Source organism: Blastococcus sp. LR1, from assembly GCF_020166105.1.
Lineage (GTDB): Bacteria > Actinomycetota > Actinomycetes > Mycobacteriales > Geodermatophilaceae > Blastococcus.
Window position 1 is genome coordinate 334,951 of record NZ_JAIUJY010000006.1, and the last position, 18,142, is coordinate 353,092.

At 72.3% G+C, this 18,142-nt stretch carries 15 protein-coding genes; 12 read left to right on the forward strand and 3 right to left on the reverse strand.

Annotated features, from left to right (window positions below):
- The first annotated feature begins 54 nt into the window (after positions 1-54).
- The 12 genes from uvrA (at position 55) to LBW97_RS18530 (ending at position 14,603) form a co-directional block, all read left to right on the forward strand.
- A complete protein-coding gene (gene uvrA / locus LBW97_RS18475; RefSeq protein WP_224500828.1) occupies positions 55-2,952 on the forward strand; it encodes an excinuclease ABC subunit UvrA in 2,898 nt (965 codons plus the stop codon).
- A gap of 182 nt (positions 2,953-3,134) precedes the next feature.
- On the forward strand, positions 3,135-3,443 hold the full coding sequence (locus LBW97_RS18480; RefSeq protein ID WP_224500829.1) for a hypothetical protein: 309 nt from the start codon (positions 3,135-3,137) through the stop codon (positions 3,441-3,443).
- 145 nt (positions 3,444-3,588) lie between these two features.
- A complete protein-coding gene (gene uvrC, locus LBW97_RS18485; RefSeq protein ID WP_224500830.1) occupies positions 3,589-5,637 on the forward strand; it encodes an excinuclease ABC subunit UvrC in 2,049 nt (682 codons plus the stop codon).
- A 14-nt stretch (positions 5,638-5,651) separates the two neighbouring features.
- Complete coding sequence (rapZ, locus tag LBW97_RS18490) at positions 5,652-6,608, forward strand: RNase adapter RapZ (RefSeq protein WP_224500831.1); 957 nt, start codon at positions 5,652-5,654, stop codon at positions 6,606-6,608.
- A 38-nt stretch (positions 6,609-6,646) separates the two neighbouring features.
- Positions 6,647-7,576, forward strand: coding sequence for a uridine diphosphate-N-acetylglucosamine-binding protein YvcK (yvcK, locus tag LBW97_RS18495; protein WP_224500832.1), 930 nt, complete (start codon positions 6,647-6,649; stop codon positions 7,574-7,576).
- 134 nt (positions 7,577-7,710) lie between these two features.
- Complete coding sequence (gene whiA / locus LBW97_RS18500; RefSeq protein WP_224500833.1) at positions 7,711-8,691, forward strand: DNA-binding protein WhiA; 981 nt, start codon at positions 7,711-7,713, stop codon at positions 8,689-8,691.
- Between the two features lie 233 nt (positions 8,692-8,924).
- Positions 8,925-9,929: a type I glyceraldehyde-3-phosphate dehydrogenase gene (gene gap, locus LBW97_RS18505; protein ID WP_224500834.1), complete on the forward strand. Its 1,005-nt coding sequence runs from the start codon at positions 8,925-8,927 to the stop codon at positions 9,927-9,929.
- Positions 9,929-11,122: a phosphoglycerate kinase gene (gene pgk / locus LBW97_RS18510; RefSeq protein WP_224500835.1), complete on the forward strand. Its 1,194-nt coding sequence runs from the start codon at positions 9,929-9,931 to the stop codon at positions 11,120-11,122. Before gap ends, pgk begins: the two co-directional genes overlap by 1 nt.
- Positions 11,123-11,133: 11 nt before the next feature.
- Entirely contained in the window at positions 11,134-11,922 is a 789-nt protein-coding gene (tpiA, locus tag LBW97_RS18515) for a triose-phosphate isomerase (protein ID WP_224500836.1), read from the forward strand.
- A 48-nt stretch (positions 11,923-11,970) separates the two neighbouring features.
- A complete protein-coding gene (locus LBW97_RS18520; protein ID WP_224500837.1) occupies positions 11,971-13,746 on the forward strand; it encodes an ABC transporter substrate-binding protein in 1,776 nt (591 codons plus the stop codon).
- Positions 13,747-13,847: 101 nt separating this feature from the next.
- Positions 13,848-14,078 carry a preprotein translocase subunit SecG gene (gene secG / locus LBW97_RS18525; RefSeq protein ID WP_224500838.1) on the forward strand — a complete coding sequence of 77 codons (231 nt, stop codon included), beginning with the start codon at positions 13,848-13,850 and terminating at the stop codon, positions 14,076-14,078.
- Positions 14,079-14,261: 183 nt separating this feature from the next.
- Positions 14,262-14,603 (forward strand): RNA polymerase-binding protein RbpA, encoded by a 342-nt coding sequence (locus LBW97_RS18530; protein WP_224500839.1) that lies wholly within the window; start codon positions 14,262-14,264, stop codon positions 14,601-14,603.
- 1 nt (position 14,604) lies between these two features.
- On the opposite strand, the gene pgl is transcribed toward LBW97_RS18530, so the two are convergent.
- The 3 genes from pgl to zwf are packed head-to-tail and all read right to left on the reverse strand — an operon-like array spanning position 14,605 to position 17,988.
- The gene (gene pgl / locus LBW97_RS18535) at positions 14,605-15,417 is read right to left on the reverse strand and encodes a 6-phosphogluconolactonase (RefSeq protein WP_224500840.1); all 813 of its coding nucleotides are present in this window, start codon (positions 15,415-15,417) and stop codon (positions 14,605-14,607) included.
- Positions 15,414-16,442, reverse strand: a complete 1,029-nt coding sequence (locus LBW97_RS18540; RefSeq protein ID WP_224500841.1) for a glucose-6-phosphate dehydrogenase assembly protein OpcA — start codon at positions 16,440-16,442, stop codon at positions 15,414-15,416. Before LBW97_RS18540 ends, pgl begins: the two co-directional genes overlap by 4 nt.
- A 25-nt stretch (positions 16,443-16,467) precedes the next feature.
- Positions 16,468-17,988: a glucose-6-phosphate dehydrogenase gene (gene zwf / locus LBW97_RS18545; protein ID WP_255601428.1), complete on the reverse strand. Its 1,521-nt coding sequence runs from the start codon at positions 17,986-17,988 to the stop codon at positions 16,468-16,470.
- Positions 17,989-18,142 lie beyond the last annotated feature (154 nt).

Sequence of the window (18,142 nt, forward strand, 5' to 3'; positions counted from 1 at the left end):
GACGGCCGCCGCACCGCAGCACCGCGACATCAACCAGCGACCGACAGGGATCACATGGACCGGCTCGTCGTCCGCGGCGCCCGAGAGCACAACCTCAAGGACGTCACCATCGACCTCCCCCGTGACGCGCTCATCGTGTTCACGGGGCTCTCCGGCTCGGGCAAGTCCAGCCTCGCCTTCGACACGATCTTCGCCGAGGGCCAGCGCCGGTACGTGGAGTCGCTGTCGGCCTACGCCCGCCAGTTCCTCGGCCAGATGGACAAGCCGGACGTCGACTTCATCGAGGGTCTGTCGCCCGCGGTCTCGATCGACCAGAAGGCGACCAACCGCAACCCGCGGTCGACCGTCGGCACCATCACCGAGATCTACGACTACCTTCGCCTGCTCTACGCGCGTGCCGGTCAGCCGCACTGCCCGAACTGCGGCAAGCCGATCTCCCGGCAGACCCCGCAGCAGATCGTCGACCAGGTCCTCGGCATGGAGGAGGGCACCCGCTTCCAGGTGCTCGCCCCGGTCGTCCGGGCACGGAAGGGGGAGTACGTCGACCTGTTCAGCTCGCTGCAGACCCAGGGCTTCTCCCGCGTCCGGGTCGACGGCACGGTCCACTCGCTGACCGAGCCGCCGAAGCTGAAGAAGCAGGAGAAGCACACGATCGAGGTGATCGTCGACCGGCTCACGGTCAAGGAGAGCGCCAAGCGCCGTCTGACCGACTCGGTCGAGACCGCCCTCGGGCTGGCCGGCGGTCTCGTCGTCCTCGAGTTCGTCGACCTGCCGGAGGACGACCTCCACCGGGAGCGGACGTTCTCCGAGCACCTCGCCTGCGTCGACGACGGCCTCTCCTTCGAGGCGCTCGAGCCGCGGTCCTTCTCCTTCAACTCGCCCTTCGGCGCCTGCCCTGAGTGCACCGGCATCGGCACCCGCAAGGAGGTCGACCCCGAGCTCGTCGTCCCGGACCCGGGCAAGAGCCTCGGCCAGGGCGCCATCGCGCCGTGGTCGAGCTCGATGAGCAACGAGTACTTCACCCGGCTGCTCTCCGGGCTGTCCCAGCAGATCGGTTTCTCCATGGACGAGCCGTGGGAGCGGCTGCCGGCCAAGGTGCAGAAGGCGATCCTGCACGGCTCGCCCGACCAGGTGCACGTGCGCTACAAGAACCGGTACGGCCGCGAGCGCAGCTACTACGCGGCGTTCGAGGGCGTGCTGCCGTTCCTGGAGCGCCGCCACGACGACACCGACAGCGACTACATGCGGGACAAGTACGAGGGCTACATGCGCGACGTCCCGTGCGCCGTCTGCCATGGCACCCGGCTCAAGCCGGAGATCCTCGCCGTCAAGCTGAGTGGCCGCTCCATCGCCGAGGTGACCGATCTGTCGATCGGCGAGGCGTCGCAGTGGCTCGACGCCCTCGAGCTGGGGGAGCGGGAGAAGGTGATCGCCGACCAGGTGCTCCGCGAGATCCAGGCCCGGCTCTCCTTCCTCGTCGACGTCGGCCTGGACTACCTGTCCCTCGACCGGCCGGCGGCCACGCTCGCCGGTGGCGAGGCCCAGCGCATCCGGCTGGCCACGCAGATCGGCTCCGGCCTCGTCGGCGTCCTCTACGTCCTGGACGAGCCGTCGATCGGTCTCCACCAGCGCGACAACACGCGGCTCATCGAGACCCTGGTCCGGCTGCGCGACATGGGCAACACGCTCATCGTCGTCGAGCACGACGAGGACACGATCAAGGTCGCCGACTGGGTGGTCGACATCGGCCCGGGTGCCGGTGAGCACGGTGGCGAGGTCGTCGTCAGCGGCACCGTCGAGGACCTGCTCGCCTCCGAGCGGTCGCTCACCGGCGCCTACCTCTCCGGGCGCAAGCAGATCGTGGTGCCGGAGAAGCGGCGCGAGCCGGAGCCGGGGCGCGAGCTCGTCGTCAAGGGCGCGCGGGAGAACAACCTGCGCGGGATCGACGTGACGTTCCCGCTCGGCGTGCTGGTCGCCGTCACCGGGGTGTCGGGGTCGGGCAAGTCGACCCTGGTCAACGACATCCTCTACACGACCCTGGCCAACCAGCTGAACCGGGCGCGCCAGGTGGCCGGACGGCACCGCACGATCACCGGCCTGGAGCACCTGGACAAGGTCGTGCACGTCGACCAGTCGCCGATCGGCCGCACCCCGCGGTCCAACCCGGCGACGTACACCGGCGTCTGGGACCACGTCCGCAAGCTCTTCGCCCAGACCACCGAGGCGAAGATGCGCGGCTACCTGCCGGGCCGCTTCTCCTTCAACGTCAAGGGCGGGCGCTGCGAGGCGTGCTCGGGCGACGGCACGCTGAAGATCGAGATGAACTTCCTGCCGGACGTCTACGTGCCCTGCGAGGTGTGCAAGGGCGCCCGGTTCAACCGGGAGACCCTCGAGGTGCACTACAAGGGCAAGACCGTCGCCGAGGTCCTCGACATGCCGATCGAGGAGGCCGCGGACTTCTTCGAGGCGATCCCGGCGATCGCCCGGTACCTGCGCACCCTCACCGAGGTCGGGCTGGGTTACGTCCGGCTCGGCCAGCCGGCGACGACGCTCTCCGGCGGTGAGGCGCAGCGCGTGAAGCTCGCCAGCGAGCTGCAGAAGCGCTCCAACGGCCGCAGCATCTACGTGCTCGACGAGCCGACCACCGGCCTGCACTTCGAGGACATCCGCAAGCTGCTCCTCGTCCTGCAGGGCCTGGTCGACAAGGGCAACTCGGTGATCGTCATCGAGCACAACCTCGACGTCATCAAGAGCGCCGACTGGCTGATCGACATGGGACCCGAGGGCGGGTTCCGCGGTGGCACGGTCGTCGCCGAGGGCTCGCCGGAGTTCCTGGCGACGGTGCAGGAGAGCCACACCGGCCGGTACCTCGCGCCGCTGCTGGACGCCGACGCGGTCGCCGCGGCGGCCGCCGGCCCGGTGAAGAAGCGGGTTCGCAAGAAGGCCAGCTGAGCGGCGGGTCGGGGCGGGGTCGGGAACCCTCGCCCCGGCGTTCGACGCTCGACGGCGGTCCGCCGTCCACGCAGCGTCACGAGCGGTTAGCAGATTCGGGCTTGTGAGGGAAGTCACCTGGGGCGTACGCTGCGTGTGACCAACGTCACCAGGCCGCAGCTGCGGCCTACGAGGAGGCCGCGATGAGCGCACTCACGCCCGACTGCGACCCGGACATGGCCCACTGCGGCGAGCCCTGGAAGGGCAAGGGGTCGCGAGGGTCCGGGATCCTCTCCACCGTCGTCCTGCTCGCCCTTCTGGGCGTCTCCCTCGCTGCTGTCACGAAGGACGCGGTCGTCGGCGGCTTCGATTTCGTCGCCGTTCCCGTCGGGGTGCTCGCGGCCGCGGTGCTGGCACGTCGCGCGGCCCGGCTGACCGCCCGCGGGGCATCGGTCGTCGCCGCCCGCGTGCCCACCAGCGTTCCGGTGCGGCGGTCGCAGCCGGTCGGCTGATCCGCTCGTCCGCACCCACTCCGGAGCGGGGCCCTCGGGCTCCGCTCCGGCGGCATGCCCGGGCGTCGTGCGCGCGGCTGTGACGCGTGGGACGGACGGGTACGTCCGCTGACGGCGTGTCGGTGCCGCGACCTAGGGTGGGGACATGGCCGATCCGTCCACGTACCGCCCAGCGGTCGGCTCCATCCCGGAGAGCCCCGGGGTCTACAAGTTCCGCGACGCCAACGGTCGCGTCATCTACGTCGGCAAGGCCAAGAGCCTGCGCCAGCGGCTGAACAGCTACTTCGCCGACGTCGCCGGCCTGCACCCCCGCACCCGCCAGATGGTGACGACGGCGTCGAGCGTCGAGTGGACCGTGGTCGGCACCGAGGTGGAGGCGCTCCAGCTCGAGTACAACTGGATCAAGGAGTTCGATCCGCGGTTCAACGTCCGCTACCGCGACGACAAGAGCTACCCCTCCCTGGCGGTCACCCTCAACGAGGACTATCCGCGGCTGCAGGTGATGCGCGGACCCAAGAAGAAGGGCGTCCGCTACTTCGGCCCCTATGCCCACGCCTGGGCCATCCGCGAGACCCTGGACACGCTCACCCGGGTCTTCCCGGCGCGCACCTGCTCCAACGGCGTCTTCAAGCGGGCCGGGCAGATCGGCCGGCCGTGCCTGCTGGGCTACATCGGCAAGTGCGCCGCGCCCTGCGTCGACCGGGTCAGCGCCGAGGAGCACCGCCAGATCGTCGACGACTTCTGCGACTTCATGGCCGGGCGCACCGACTCGATGATCCGGCGGCTCGAGCGCGAGATGGCCGAGGCCGCCGAGGCGATGGAGTACGAGAAGGCCGCCCGGCTGCGCGACGACCTCGGCGCGCTGAAGCGGGCCATGGAGAAGCAGGCGGTCGTCCTCGGTGACGGCACCGACGCCGACGTCGTCGCCTTCGCCCAGGACGACCTGGAGGCCGCGGTGCAGGTCTTCCACGTCCGCGGCGGGCGGGTGCGCGGGCAGCGCGGCTGGATCATCGACAAGGTCGAGGAGGTCAGCACCGGCGAGCTCGTCGAGCAGTTCCTCCTACAGGTCTACGGCGGGGTCGACGAGCAGACCGGCACCGGCGAGGCGGGGGAGGCCGTGCCCCGCGAGGTGCTCGTGCCGGAGCTGCCCGAGGACGCCGACGTCTACGTGGAGCTGCTCGAGGAGCTCCGGGGCGGCCGGGTGTCCCTGCGCGTGCCGCAGCGGGGCGACAAGCGGAGCCTGATGGAGACCGTCGAGCGCAACGCCAAGGAGTCCTTCGCCAGGCATCGGGTGAAGCGCTCCAGCGACCTCACCGCGCGTTCCCTGGCGCTGTCGGAGCTGCAGGAGGCCCTCGAGCTGCCGGACGCGCCGCTGCGGATCGAGTGCATCGACATCAGCCACGTGCAGGGCACCAATGTCGTGGCCTCGATGGTGGTGTTCGAGGACGGGCTGGCGAAGAAGTCCGACTACCGCCGGTTCTCCGTCACCAACGGCACCGACGACACCGCCGCGATGGCGGAGGTCGTCCGGCGCCGGTTCGCCCGGCACCTCAAGGACGAGGCCGACCGCCGTGACGAGCAGGGGAACGCCGCCGAGGAGGGCCGTCCCCGCCGCTTCGCGTACCCGCCCAACCTGCTCGTCGTCGACGGCGGTGCCCCGCAGGTGGCGGCGGCCGCACGGTCGCTGGACGAGCTCGGCATCGTCGACGTCGCCGTCTGCGGCCTGGCCAAGCGCATGGAGGAGGTGTGGCTGCCGGGGGAGAGCGACCCGGTGATCCTGCCGCGCACCTCCGAGGCGCTCTACCTGCTGCAGCGGGTGCGCGACGAGGCCCACCGCTTCGCGATCACCTATCACCGGCAGAAGCGGTCGACGAGCATGCTGGTGTCCCTGCTGGACGACGTCCCGGGTCTCGGCGAGACCCGGCGGAAGGCGCTGATGAAGCAGTTCGGATCGCTCAAGAGGCTGCGCGCGGCCACGGTCGAGGAGCTGATGGAGGTTCCCGGCATCGGACGGCGGACGGCGGAGGCGGTCCAGACGGCGATCGCCGAGCCGGCCGACGCCGGAGCCACCGACGGCGCCGCGGTCGAGGACGCTGCCGTCGAGACCACTCTCGGCCCGCAGGGCGTCGCGGAGCAGGGCGATCCCCAGGTGGGGGCCGGCGCGACCGCCGAGGTCGGACGGGTGGCCTCGTGACGAACGGACCCGACGTGACCGAGGGAGCGGAGCGGCCGATGGCCGACGACCCGGCACCGGTCGGACCGCAGAACGGGCTGTCCACGGCGCTCGACCCGGCGTCCACCGAGACGCCGCCGCTCGAGGTCGTCGTCGTCACCGGCCTCTCCGGGGCGGGCAAGAACAGCGCGGGGCGGGTGCTGGAGGACCTCGGCTGGTTCGTCGTCGAGAACCTGCCGCCGGCGCTGCTGCTCCCCATGGTCGAGCTCGGCGCCCGCGGCGACGTGCGCCGGTTCGCCGCCGTCGTCGACGTGCGCAGCCGGGCCTTCTCCAGCGACCTGCAGGAGGCCATCCGGGTCATGTCCGAGGCCGGTCACCGGCCCCGCGTCGTCTACGTGCACGCTCGCGACGAGGTGCTGGTCCGGCGGTACGAGTCCAACCGCCGCGAGCACCCGTTGCAGGGCACCGGCACGCTGACCGACGGGATCACCGCCGAGCGGACCCTGCTCCGGGGCATCGCCGGCGAGGCCGACCTGTGGGTGGACACCAGCGACCTGAACGTCCATCAGCTGCGGGCCACCCTGGAGAACGCCTTCGCCCGCGAGGGCCGCACCCCGCCGCTCACGGCGACGGTGATGAGCTTCGGCTTCAAGTACGGGCTGCCGCTGGACGCCGACCTCGTCGTCGACGCGCGCTTCCTGCCCAATCCGCACTGGATCCCCGAGCTGCGCGCGCACAGCGGGCGCGACGCCGACGTGCGCGACTACGTGCTGGGGCAGCCCGGCGCCGAGGACTTCCTCGACCGCTACATCGAGGTGCTCCGCCTGCTCGTGCCCGGCTACCGCCGCGAGGGCAAGCGCTATCTCACGCTGGCGGTCGGCTGCACCGGGGGGAAGCATCGCAGCGTGGCCATCGCCGAGGAGTTCGCCCGCCGGCTCAGCGCCGAGGGCGTGGCCGCGGTCGCCCGGCACCGCGACCTGGGTCGCGAGTAGTGGCCGGCGCACCGGTGTCCGGGCAGCCGCCCCGGGTCGTGGCGTTCGGAGGCGGCCACGGGCTGGCCGCGGCGCTGGCCGCGTGGGCGCGGATCACCCCCGAGCTGACGGCGGTGGTGACGGTCGCCGACGACGGCGGCTCGTCCGGCCGCATCCGCCGGGAGATGCCGGTGCTGCCGCCGGGGGACCTGCGCATGGCGCTGACCGCCCTCGCCGGGCAGGACGCGCGCACCCGGCTGGTCGCGGACCTGCTCCAGCACCGGCTGGGCGGGAGCGGCGCCCTGGCCGGCCACCCGGTCGGCAACCTGGTGCTCACCGGCCTTGTGGAGATGCACGGCGGGGATACGGTGCGTGCCCTCGACGAGCTCGGCGGCATGATCGGCGCCCGAGGCCGGGTCCTGCCGATGGCCGACGTCCCCCTGGACCTGGTGGCCCGGGTGGAGAGCACCGACCCCGACGACCCTGCCCGCACGCGCCGGATCCGCGGGCAGGTGGCGATCGCGACGACGCCCGGACGGGTGCGCGACATCGCGCTCTCGCCGGCGGACCCGCCGGTCAACCCCGCGGTGCTCGAGGCGATCGCGGCGGCCGACGTCGTCTCCCTCGGGCCCGGATCCTGGTACACCTCGGTGTTGCCGCACCTGCTGGTTCCGCAACTGCGGGCCGCGCTGGCCGTGGCGCGAGCGAAGGTGGTGGTGGTCCTGAACCTGGAGCCCCAGCCCGGTGAGACGGACGGTTTCTCCCCGGAGGAGCATCTGTCCGTGCTGCAGGCGCACCTCGGCGGAGTGGCGTTGCACAGCGTGATCGCGGATGCTGACTCGGTAGTTGACCGCCGTGGTCTGCTGGACGCAGCGAGAACCTGCGGCGCCGAACTCCTGCTGGCTCCTGTGGCCGAGCCGGACGGGGCGCCGCGGCACGATCCCGAACGTCTGTCGGCCGCGCTGGCGTCGGTGGTCGGTCGGCGGTGAAGGAGTAGAGCTGTTCGACCGGGTAACGGTAGGCACGGCCGCCTGGGCGGCACGAGGGGGAAGGGGACGGCGTACATGACGCTGACCCGAATGCTGGGGACGGGATGCCCCGGCGCGACGTGGGGGTGGACAGCATGGCGATGACCGCCATGGTGAAGGACGAGCTCTCCCGGGTGGAGTGCACGAAGACCTCCGAGCGCAAGGCCGAGGTGACCGCGCTGCTGCGGTTCTCCGGCGGCCTGCACATCGTCGGCGGCCGGGTGGTGATCGAGGCGGAGCTGGACACCGGCTCGGTGGCCCGGCGGCTGCGCCGCGACATCAGCGAGGTCTACGGCTACACGAGCGGCGTGAGCGTGCTCGCCGGCGGGAACATCCGCCGCGGCGTGCGCTACCTCGTCCGCATCGCCAAGCACGGAGAGGGGCTGGCCCGGCAGACCGGGCTGGTCGACCAGCGGGGCCGGCCCGTCCGCGGACTGCCCCCGGCCGTCGTCTCCGGGAGCATCCCCGACGCCGAGGCCGCCTGGCGGGGCGCCTTCCTGGCGCACGGCTCGCTGACCGAGCCCGGGCGCTCGTCGTCCCTCGAGGTGACCTGCCCCGGCCCGGAGGCCGCGATGGCGCTCGTCGGTGCCGCCCGTCGTCTCGGCATCGCCGCGAAGGCCCGCGAGGTCCGCGGGGCCGATCGCGTGGTGGTCCGGGACGGTGACGCGATCAGCGCGCTGCTCACCCGCATGGGCGCGCACGACGCCGTCCTCGCGTGGGAGGAGCGGCGGATGCGCCGCGAGGTCCGGGCGACCGCCAACCGGCTGGCCAACTTCGACGACGCGAACCTGCGCCGCTCGGCCCGGGCCGCCGTCGCCGCCAGTGCGCGCGTGGAGCGGGCGCTGGAGATCCTCGGCCAGGACGCGCCCGAGCACCTGCTCGTCGCCGGCCGGCTGCGGCTGGAGTTCGGTCAGGCGTCCCTGGAGGAGCTCGGCCAGCGCGCCGACCCGCCCATGACGAAGGACGCTGTTGCCGGGCGCATAAGGCGTCTCCTGGCGATGGCGGACAAGCGGGCCAAGGACCTCGGCATCCCCGACACGGAGTCCGTCGTCACCGACGACATGCTCGCCCAGTAGCGAAACGGCCCACAGCTTCTCGTCCTGGCTCACCTTCAAGCGTCCTGGCTCATCGTCGATGATGAGCCAGGACGCTTTTTGATCAGGTGGGCTGATCAACAGGGTGAGGTGCCGTCGCCTGATCGGGCGTGCGGGAGCCAGGCACCGGCGAGCCCGCTAGGGTTCGGATCCGGAGCGAGGCGGCGCGCTACGTGCTGCCCCCCGCAGATTCGACGCGACAGTGGAGGTCAGCAGTGACGGTCCGGGTAGGCATCAACGGATTCGGCCGGATCGGCCGCAACTTCTGGCGGGCCGTCGCGGCCAGCGGCCAGGACATCGAGATCGTGGCGGTGAACGACCTCACCAGCAACGAGGCCCTGGCCCACCTGCTGAAGTACGACAGCATCCTCGGCCGCCTGCCGCAGGACGTCGTCGCGAACGGCGACAGCATCACCATCGGCGGCAAGCAGATGAAGGTGCTCTCCGAGCGCGACCCGGCGAACCTGCCCTGGGCCGACCTGGGCGTCGACGTCGTCGTCGAGTCCACCGGCTTCTTCACCAAGGCCGCCGACGCGCGCAAGCACGTCGACGCCGGTGGCGCCAAGAAGGTCATCATCTCCGCGCCCGCGACCGACGACGACATCACGATCGTCATGGGCGTCAACGACGAGCTCTACGACGGCTCTCAGACGGTCATCAGCAACGCGTCCTGCACCACCAACTGCCTCGCGCCGCTGGCCAAGGTCCTCAACGACGCGTTCGGCATCGAGCGCGGTCTGATGACCACGATCCACGCCTACACCGCCGACCAGAACCTGCAGGACGGCCCGCACAAGGACCTGCGCCGCGCCCGCGGTGCCGCCCTGAACATGGTGCCGACCTCGACCGGCGCCGCCAAGGCGATCGGCCTGGTCCTGCCCGAGCTCAAGGGCAAGCTGGACGGCTACGCCATCCGCGTCCCGGTCCCGACCGGCTCGGCCACCGACCTCACGGTGCAGCTCAAGACCGAGGCGACCGCCGACCAGATCGACGCCGCCTACCGCGAGGCCGCTGCCGGCCCGCTCGGCAAGTACCTCACCTACACCTCGGACGAGATCGTCTCCTCCGACATCGTCACCGATGCGTCGTCCTGCATCTACGACGCGAAGCTGACCAAGGTCTTCGGAAACATGGCCAAGGTCCTCGGCTGGTACGACAACGAGTGGGGCTACTCCAACCGTCTCGTCGACCTCACCGCCCTGGTCGGCTCGAAGCTCTGATGCGCTCCGTCGACGACCTGATCGCCGAGGGCGTCTCGGGTCGGCGCGTGCTCCTGCGCGCCGACCTGAACGTCCCGCTGGACAAGACCACCCGCGAGATCACCGACGACGGCCGGATCCGCGCGAGCCTGCCGACGCTGCAGGCGCTGCGCGACGCCGGCGCCCGCGTGATCGTGGCGGCCCACCTCGGCCGCCCGAAGGGCACGCCGGACCCGCAGTTCTCCCTCGCGCCGGTCGCCGCGCGCCTGGGCGAGCTGCTCGGGACCGAGGTGCCGCTGGCCGCCGACGTGGCCGGGGACGACGCCCGCGCCAAGGTCGAGGCCCTGGCCGACGGCGGCGTCCTCCTGCTGGAGAACGTCCGCTTCGAGGCCGCCGAGACGTCGAAGGACGACGCCGAGCGCGGCGAGCTGGCCGACCGGTTCGCCACGCTGGCCGACGTCTACGTCGACGACGCGTTCGGCGCCGTGCACCGCAAGCACGCCTCGGTGTTCGACGTCGCTCAGCGGGTGCCGCACTACGCCGGGCGGCTGGTCGCCCGCGAGCTCGAGGTGCTGACCCGGCTGACCACCGACCCCGAGCGGCCCTACGTGGTCGTGCTCGGTGGCTCCAAGGTCAGCGACAAGCTGGCGGTCATCGAGGCGCTGCTGCCCAAGGTCGACCGTCTCCTGGTTGGCGGCGGCATGTGCTTCACGTTCCTCGCCGCGCAGGGTCACGGCGTCGGCTCCTCGCTGCTCGAGGTCGACCAGGTGGAGACCTGCCGCCGGCTGCTGGCCGAGGCCGACGGCCGGATCGTGCTGCCGGTCGACGTCGTCTGCGCGGATCGGTTCGGTGCCGACGCCGAGACCAGCCTGACGCCCGCGGACGCGATCCCGGACGACCTCATGGGGCTGGACGTCGGACCTCTGACGGTCGACCTCTTCACGGCCGAGCTGGTCGACGCGCGCACGGTCTTCTGGAACGGCCCCATGGGCGTGTTCGAGATGGCCCCGTTCCAGGCCGGCACCCGCGGTGTCGCGGAAGCGGTCGGTGCGGTCGACGGTCTGTCGGTCGTCGGTGGCGGGGACTCCGCGGCCGCCGTACGGGTGCTCGGGCTGGACGAGGACGCCTACGGACACATCAGCACCGGCGGCGGCGCGTCGCTGGAGTACCTCGAGGGCCGGGAGCTCCCGGGCCTCGCGGTGCTCGCGGACTGAACGGGGAGATCATGGCCACCGCCACCCGCCGGCCGCTCATCGCCGGCAACTGGAAGATGAACCTGAACCACCTGGAGGCCATCGGGCTGGTCCAGAAGGTCGTGTTCAGTCTGAAGGACAAGGAGATGGAGGCGGCCGAGGTCGTCGTCCTCCCTCCGTTCACGGCGCTGCGCAGTGTCCAGACCCTGGTCGCCGGCGACAAGCTGGCCATCGGGTACGGCGCGCAGGACCTCTCCACCCAGGACTCCGGCGCCTACACCGGCGAGGTCAGCGGCAGCATGCTGGCCGCCCTCGCCTGCGCCTACGTCACGGTCGGCCACTCCGAGCGCCGTGCGCTGCACGGCGAGGACGACGCCGTGGTGGCCACCAAGGTGCAGGCCGCCATGCGGCACGGTCTGGTGCCGATCCTGTGCGTGGGGGAGGGGCTGGACATCCGCAAGGCGGGCACCCACGTCGCCCACTGCACCGCGCAGCTCGACGCCGCGCTCGAGGGGCTCACGGCCGAGCAGGTGCAGGGCTTCGTGATCGCCTACGAGCCGGTGTGGGCCATCGGGACCGGTGAGGTCGCCACCCCCGAGGATGCGCAGGAGGTCTGCGGGGCACTCCGGGAGCGGCTCGCCGGGCGATTCGGACCGGAGACGGCCGCTGTCGTCCGTATCCTCTACGGCGGGTCGGTGAAGGCCGCGAGCACGGCCGGGATCCTGGCCGGCGCGGACATCGACGGCGCGCTCGTCGGTGGTGCCAGCCTGGACGCCGACGAGTTCGCACAGATCTGTCGGATCGCCGCCGGCGGTAGCTGAAACCCTGCTGCCCGCCACGGCCGGACACGGGGTGGGGGCGGGCAGCAGGTGCAGCAGGCCCTGGAACGACTGGCCGAGCGCCTTCCGACGTGGGCCAGGGGCTGGTCCCGACGCCGGATCCTGGCGTCCGGGGCGGTGCTGCTGCTCGTCGTCGTCCTCGCGGTCAGCTGCCTCGGCGGCGCCGGAGGACGGGCGGACGTGCCGGTCCTGGCCGACGGCGCCGACGTCGCGGTCGACGGCAAGCGCTCGCCGTCGGACAGCACCGGTGGCACGTTGCGCCTGGTCGCTCCCGAGATCGACAGCCTCGATCCCCAGCGCTCCTACTCCCCGGGCGTCTGGAACCTGATGCGGCTCTACACCCGCACGCTCGTCACGTACTCCGCCGAGCCGGGGAAGACCGATCAGGTGGTGCCCGACCTGGCCACCGACCTCGGCACCGTCTCCGAGGACGGCCTGCTGTGGACCTTCACCCTGCGCGAGGGCATCCGGTTCGAGAACGGCCGCGAGATCACGGCCGCGGACGTCAAGTACGGCATCCAGCGGTCCTTCGCCTCGGACGTGATCGTCGGCGGGCCCACCTACGTCGTCGACCTCCTGGACGACCCGGCCAACCCGTACCCGGGGCCGTACTCCAAGGAGGAGGACGACCCGGACCTCGTCTCGATCGCGACGCCCGACCCGCGCACCATCGTCTTCCGGCTGCGCGTTCCGCAGCCCGACTTCCCGTACGTCCTCGCCCTGCCGTCGAGCAGCCCGGTGCCGGCCGAGGTCGACACCGGTGCGCAGTACGGCGTGGACCCGGTGTCGTCCGGCCCGTACGCGATCACCTCGGTCGACCCCGAGGCCGGCATCCTGCTGGAGCGCAACCCGGCATGGGACGCCGCCACCGACGAGGTGCGCACGGCCCTCCCGGACAACGTCGTCGTCCGCACGGGGCTGTCGGGGCTGGAGCGGGACCAGGCGCTGCTCGCCGGCTCCGCCGACATCGACATCGCGGGCACGGGAGTGCAGGCGCCGACCTCCGCCCGCCTGACCAGCGACGACGACGAACCGCTGCGGGACCGGGTCGACGACGTGACCACCGGGGCGTTGCGGGTCCTGGCGCTCCCCACCGACGTCGCGCCGATGAACGACGCGAACTGCCGGGCGGCCGTCGCCGCGGCCATCGACCGGAAGGGCGTGCAGACGGTCCTCGGCGGAGCGACGGAAGCGGTCCGGAGCTCGCAGCTGTGGCCGCGAGGGCTGGACGGCGGCCCCGAGCAGAGCGACGACGGGCCGGATCCCGGTGCGGCGCGCGCGGCCCTCGAGAGCTGCGGCCAGCCGGAGGGCTTCAGCACGGTGCTCGCAGTCGCCGACGTGGCGGCCAGCCTGGAGCTCGCCGAGGAGATCGCCGGGCAGCTCGGGGAGGTGGGCATCGACGTCGAGGTGCGCCCGCTGGATCCGGCCGCGTTCTACGCCACCGAGGTGGGCAACCCGGACAGCGTGGCACGCAACGGGTACGGCATCGTGCTCGCGACCCGCACCACGGACTTCCCGACCCCCGGCTCGTTCCTGGTGCCGCTGGTCGACGGCCGCAGCGTGCGCACGGTGGGCAACACGAACTACGCCCGGCTGAACGACCCGGCCGTCAACACCCTCGTCGACGAGGCGCGGGGGAGCGGTCCCGGCTCCTGGCGTGACGTCGCCGAGGCGGTCCGCGACACGGCCGCCTACGTGCCCCTGGCCGAGACCCGGATCCAGTTGGTGGCGGGACAGCGGCTGCGCAACGGCGTCGTGATGCGGCCCTACGCCAGCTACGACGTCGCCACCGCCGGCGTCCGCTGAGCCTGCAGCCTCACCTCGCCGGTCTCCGCAGGGTCGTCGGCTAGGCTCTGGGGCGAGAGCTGGCGTCCCTCGCCGGTCGTCGAGCGTTTCCGGAGAGGTCAATGGAGCTGGTGCTCAACGTGCTGCTGGTGCTCACCAGCACGCTCCTCGTGGTTCTCATCCTGCTGCACCGCGGCAAGGGTGGCGGTCTGTCCTCGATGTTCGGCGGCGCCGCGTCGTCCTCGCTGTCGGGCTCGTCGGTCGTCGAGAAGAACCTGAACCGGCTGACCGTCTTCACCGCCCTGGTCTGGACCGTCTGCATCGTCGGCCTCGGGATCCTGATCAAGATCTGATCGAAGGACCCTGCTACCCCCCTCGCTCGAGGGCTCGCGCCGGGTCCCGGCAACAGGGCCGGTCCAGGACGTCCTGATCGAACGGGACGAAATCGTGACCGGAGGAACCGCTTCGAACCCCTAGACTCCCTCTACGCGGTGATCGGCGTCACCGCAACCTGGGGCGACGATCAGGGGGCGCACGTGGCTGGTGGCAATGCGATCCGGGGGTCCCGGGTCGGTGCGGGTCCGATGGGCGAGGTCGAACGGGGCGAGGCGGCACCACGGCGCCGCATCCCGTTCTGGTGCGCCAACGGGCACGAGACGCGGGTGGTGCTGGCCAGCGAGGCCGACGTCCCCGAGTTCTGGGACTGCCCGCGCTGCGGGCTGCCCGCCGGGCAGGACCGCGAGGAGCCGCCGGCGGCTCCGCGGAACGAGCCGTACAAGACGCACCTGGCGTACGTCCGCGAGCGGCGCACCGACGCCGATGGCGACGCGCTCCTGCAGGAGGCCCTCGACCGGCTGCGGATGCGCCGCGGGGGCTGAGTCAGTCCTCCGATCGCGGTAGCCGGCTCGCGGCCGCCGCATCGAGCAACCACCGGGTGGCCCGGGTGCCGTGCACCCCGGCTGCCGGGAGCTCCTGGGAGGAGGCTCCGGCCAGCGCACGGGCGACGGCCGGCGCCTTCTCCGCACCGGAGGCGATCATCCAGATCTCCTCCGCGGTGTTGATCGCGCTGAACCCGAGGCTGATTCGGGTGGGTGGTGGCTTGGGGCAGTCGCGCACCGCGAACACGGGGCGCTGATCGGTCGCGGCCGGCGAGTCCGGGAAGATCGAGGCGGTGTGGCCCTCGGGGCCCATCCCCAGCAGCAGGACGTCGAACCGCGGCAGGTCCCGACCCTCGGCCGCGTACTCGCGCAGCTCGCCGAGGTGGTCCTCCGCCGCCTCCTCGGGCGTGCCGAAGGCGTCCGACGCGGGCATCGCGTGCACCCGGAACGACGGCAGGTCGAGCCGGTCGAGCAGCGCCTGGCGGGCCTGTCGCTCGTTCCGCTCGTCGGAGTCGGCGGGCACGAAGCGCTCGTCGCCCCACCAGAAGTCGACGGCGGACCAGTCGACGACCTCGCGCACCGGCTCGGTGACCAACCCGGCCACGTGCTCCAGGACGGCGATGCCGATCCCGCCGCCGGTCAGCACGACCGACGCGGTGCCGTGCACCGCCTGCGCGGCGGCGAGCCGGGCCACCAGCGCCTGCGCGACCGATCGCGCCAGCCGGTCGGCGTCGGGCTCGATGACGACCTGCGGGGTCGGTCGGCCGTCGTCGCCCAGCTCGGCGGCGACGCGGTCGCCGGGGGAGAGGCTCACGAGGTCACCGCGTCCTGCCCGGTCGTACGGTCCTCCGCAGCGGGGTCGAACCACACGTGCTCGCGGACCTGGGCCCGCTCGGACAGACCGCTGAGACCGGTGGTGGCCTCCAGGGCCTCGCTGTAGGGCTCGTCCGGGTCCAGCCGGCGCAGCTCCTCGCTGAGCAGGTCGCCCAGTGCGCGTTCCGGGAGGGCGAGGGTGGAGTCCGGCCGGTAGGGCTGGGTGATGACGGCGCCGCGGCGGTGGTCGGCGCGGACCTCCAGCTCCTCGTCCTGGTCCAGCTGGAGGCTCACCGCCTCGACGCCGCTGGGCCCGGGGTTCCGCGAGCCCTCGACCACCTCGACGGGACAGCCGCACCGCGAGGAGATCCAACCGGCAAGCAGCTGCGCGGTGGCGTTCTTCGGGTCGCCCTCGATCCGGCCGCCGCGGACCTGCACGGCGTCGCTGCGCCGTCCGGACACCGAGTCCAGGGTGGACGCGAGCACCGCGCGCCAGGCTGTGCTGCGGGTCCACGCGAGGTCGGAGTCGCCGGGCGCGTAGTCCTCGGCCCGCAGGTGCAGCGCGGCGATCGGGTCCTCGGCGAGCGAGCTGTCGGTGATCCGCCGGTCGGCGAGGACACCCAGGGCGTCGGTGGTGATCCGGTCGGGTGCGACGCCGTGCCACCACGTGACCACGGGCGCGTCGGCAGCCAGCAGCGGCAGCACGACGGACTCCGCGTGCAGGGCGAGCCGGCCGTACATCCGCATGACCACCGCCTCGCCGGGGCCGAGGCGCCCACCGATCTGCACCTCGGCGTCGAGCCGCGGCACGGGGGCGTCGATCTGCCGGCGGACCACGATGAGCACCCGGCAGGGGTGCGCCTCCGCGGCGTGGGTGGCGGCCTCCTCGGCCTCGGTCACCCGGCTCTCGTCGGCGACGACGACCAGGGTCAGCGCCACCCCGGAGAGGACGGCGCCTCCGGTCCGCCGCTGGGCGGCCAGCTCCTTGACCACGGCCGATCCGGTGGTGTCCCAGAGCGTCGTCACGGGGTCTCCTCCTGGTCGTGCCCGGTCATGGTCGCCGCCACCGTCGTCCCTCGGCGGCGAGCATCTCGTCGGCGGCCCGCGGGCCCCACTCGCCGGCCCGGTAGGGATAGGGCTCCGTGCCCTGCCAGAACTCCTCCAGCGGGTCGATCACCGCCCAGGAGGCCTCGACCTCCGCGTTGCGGGGGAACAGCGTCGCGTCGCCGAGGAGGACGTCGAGCAGCAGCCGCTCGTAGGCCTCGGGGCTGGACTCGGTGAACTGCTCGCCGTAGAGGAAGTCCATCGACACGTCGCGGACCTCCATGACGCTGCCCGGCACCTTCGACCCGAACTTCAGGGTGACCCCCTCGTCGGGCTGCACGCGGACGACCAGCTGGTTGTTGCCCAGCTCCTCGGTGTCGGTGTCGGCGAAGGGCAGGTGCGGCGCCCGCTTGAACACCAGCGCGATCTCGGTGACGCGGCGGGGGAGGCGCTTGCCGGTGCGCAGGTAGAAGGGGACCCCGGCCCAGCGCCGGGTCTCCACGCCGAGGCGGACGGCGGCGAAGGTCTCCGTCGTCGACTCCTCGTCCACGCCCTCCTCCTGCCGGTAGCCGCAGGCCCGCTGGCCGGCCAGCCAGCCCTGCTCGTACTGCCCGCGGACGGCGAAGGTGCGCATGTCCTCGGGGATCGAGATGGCGCGCAGCACCTTGAGCTTCTCTGTGCGGATCTCCTCGGCGGAGAACTCGACCGGCTCCTCCATCGCGGTCAGCGCCAGCAGCTGGAGCAGGTGGTTCTGCAGCACGTCCCGGGCGGCGCCGGTCTTCTCGTAGAAGCCCGCCCGGCCGCCGATGCCGACGTCCTCGGCCATGGTGATCTGCACCGAGTCGACGTTGTGGCCGTTCCAGATCGGCTCGAACAGGGTGTTGGCGAACCGCAGCGCCATCAGGTTCTGGACCGTCTCCTTGCCCAGGTAGTGGTCGATGCGGAAGACGTCGTCGGCGGTGAAGACCGAGTCCACGAGCTCGTTGAGCTCCCGGCTGGATGCCAGGTCGGTGCCGAACGGCTTCTCGACGACGACCCGCCGCCACCGGTCCGACGTGCTGTCGGCCATGCCGGTGCGCTGCATCTGCTTGAGGACGACCGGGAACATCGACGGCGGGATGGAGAGGTAGAACGCGGCGTTGCCGCCGATGCCGTGGCTGCCCTCGAGCTCGGAGAGGTGCTCGGCGAGCTCGTCGAAGGCGTTGTCGTCGTCGAAGCTGCCCTGGACGAAGCGGACGGTGGTGGCCAGCCGCTCCCAGACCTCCTCGCGCCACGGGGTCCGGGCGTTCTGCCGGGCGGCGTCGCGGGCCAGCTCGGCGAACTCGGTGTCGCCCCAGTCGCGGCGGGCGAAGCCCAGCAGCGCGAAGTTGGTGGGGAGCAACCCGCGGTTGGCGAGGTCGTAGACGGCCGGCAGCAGCTTCTTGCGGGCCAGGTCACCGGTGATGCCGAAGACGACGAGGGCGCAGGGTTCGGGCACCCGGGGGAGGCGCCGGTCCCGCGGATCGCGCAGCGGGTTGGGGATCATCATCCGTCCTCGTGGTCGGAGTGTGCCGTGGGGGGGGCCCCCGCGGGGGGGGGGGGGGGGGGGGGGGCGGGGCCCCCCCCCCCCCCCACGCCCGACGGCGTCCAGGCCGCCGTCCGACGTCTGCGCGAGGAGGAGCACGGAACCGAGGTGTCGGGGA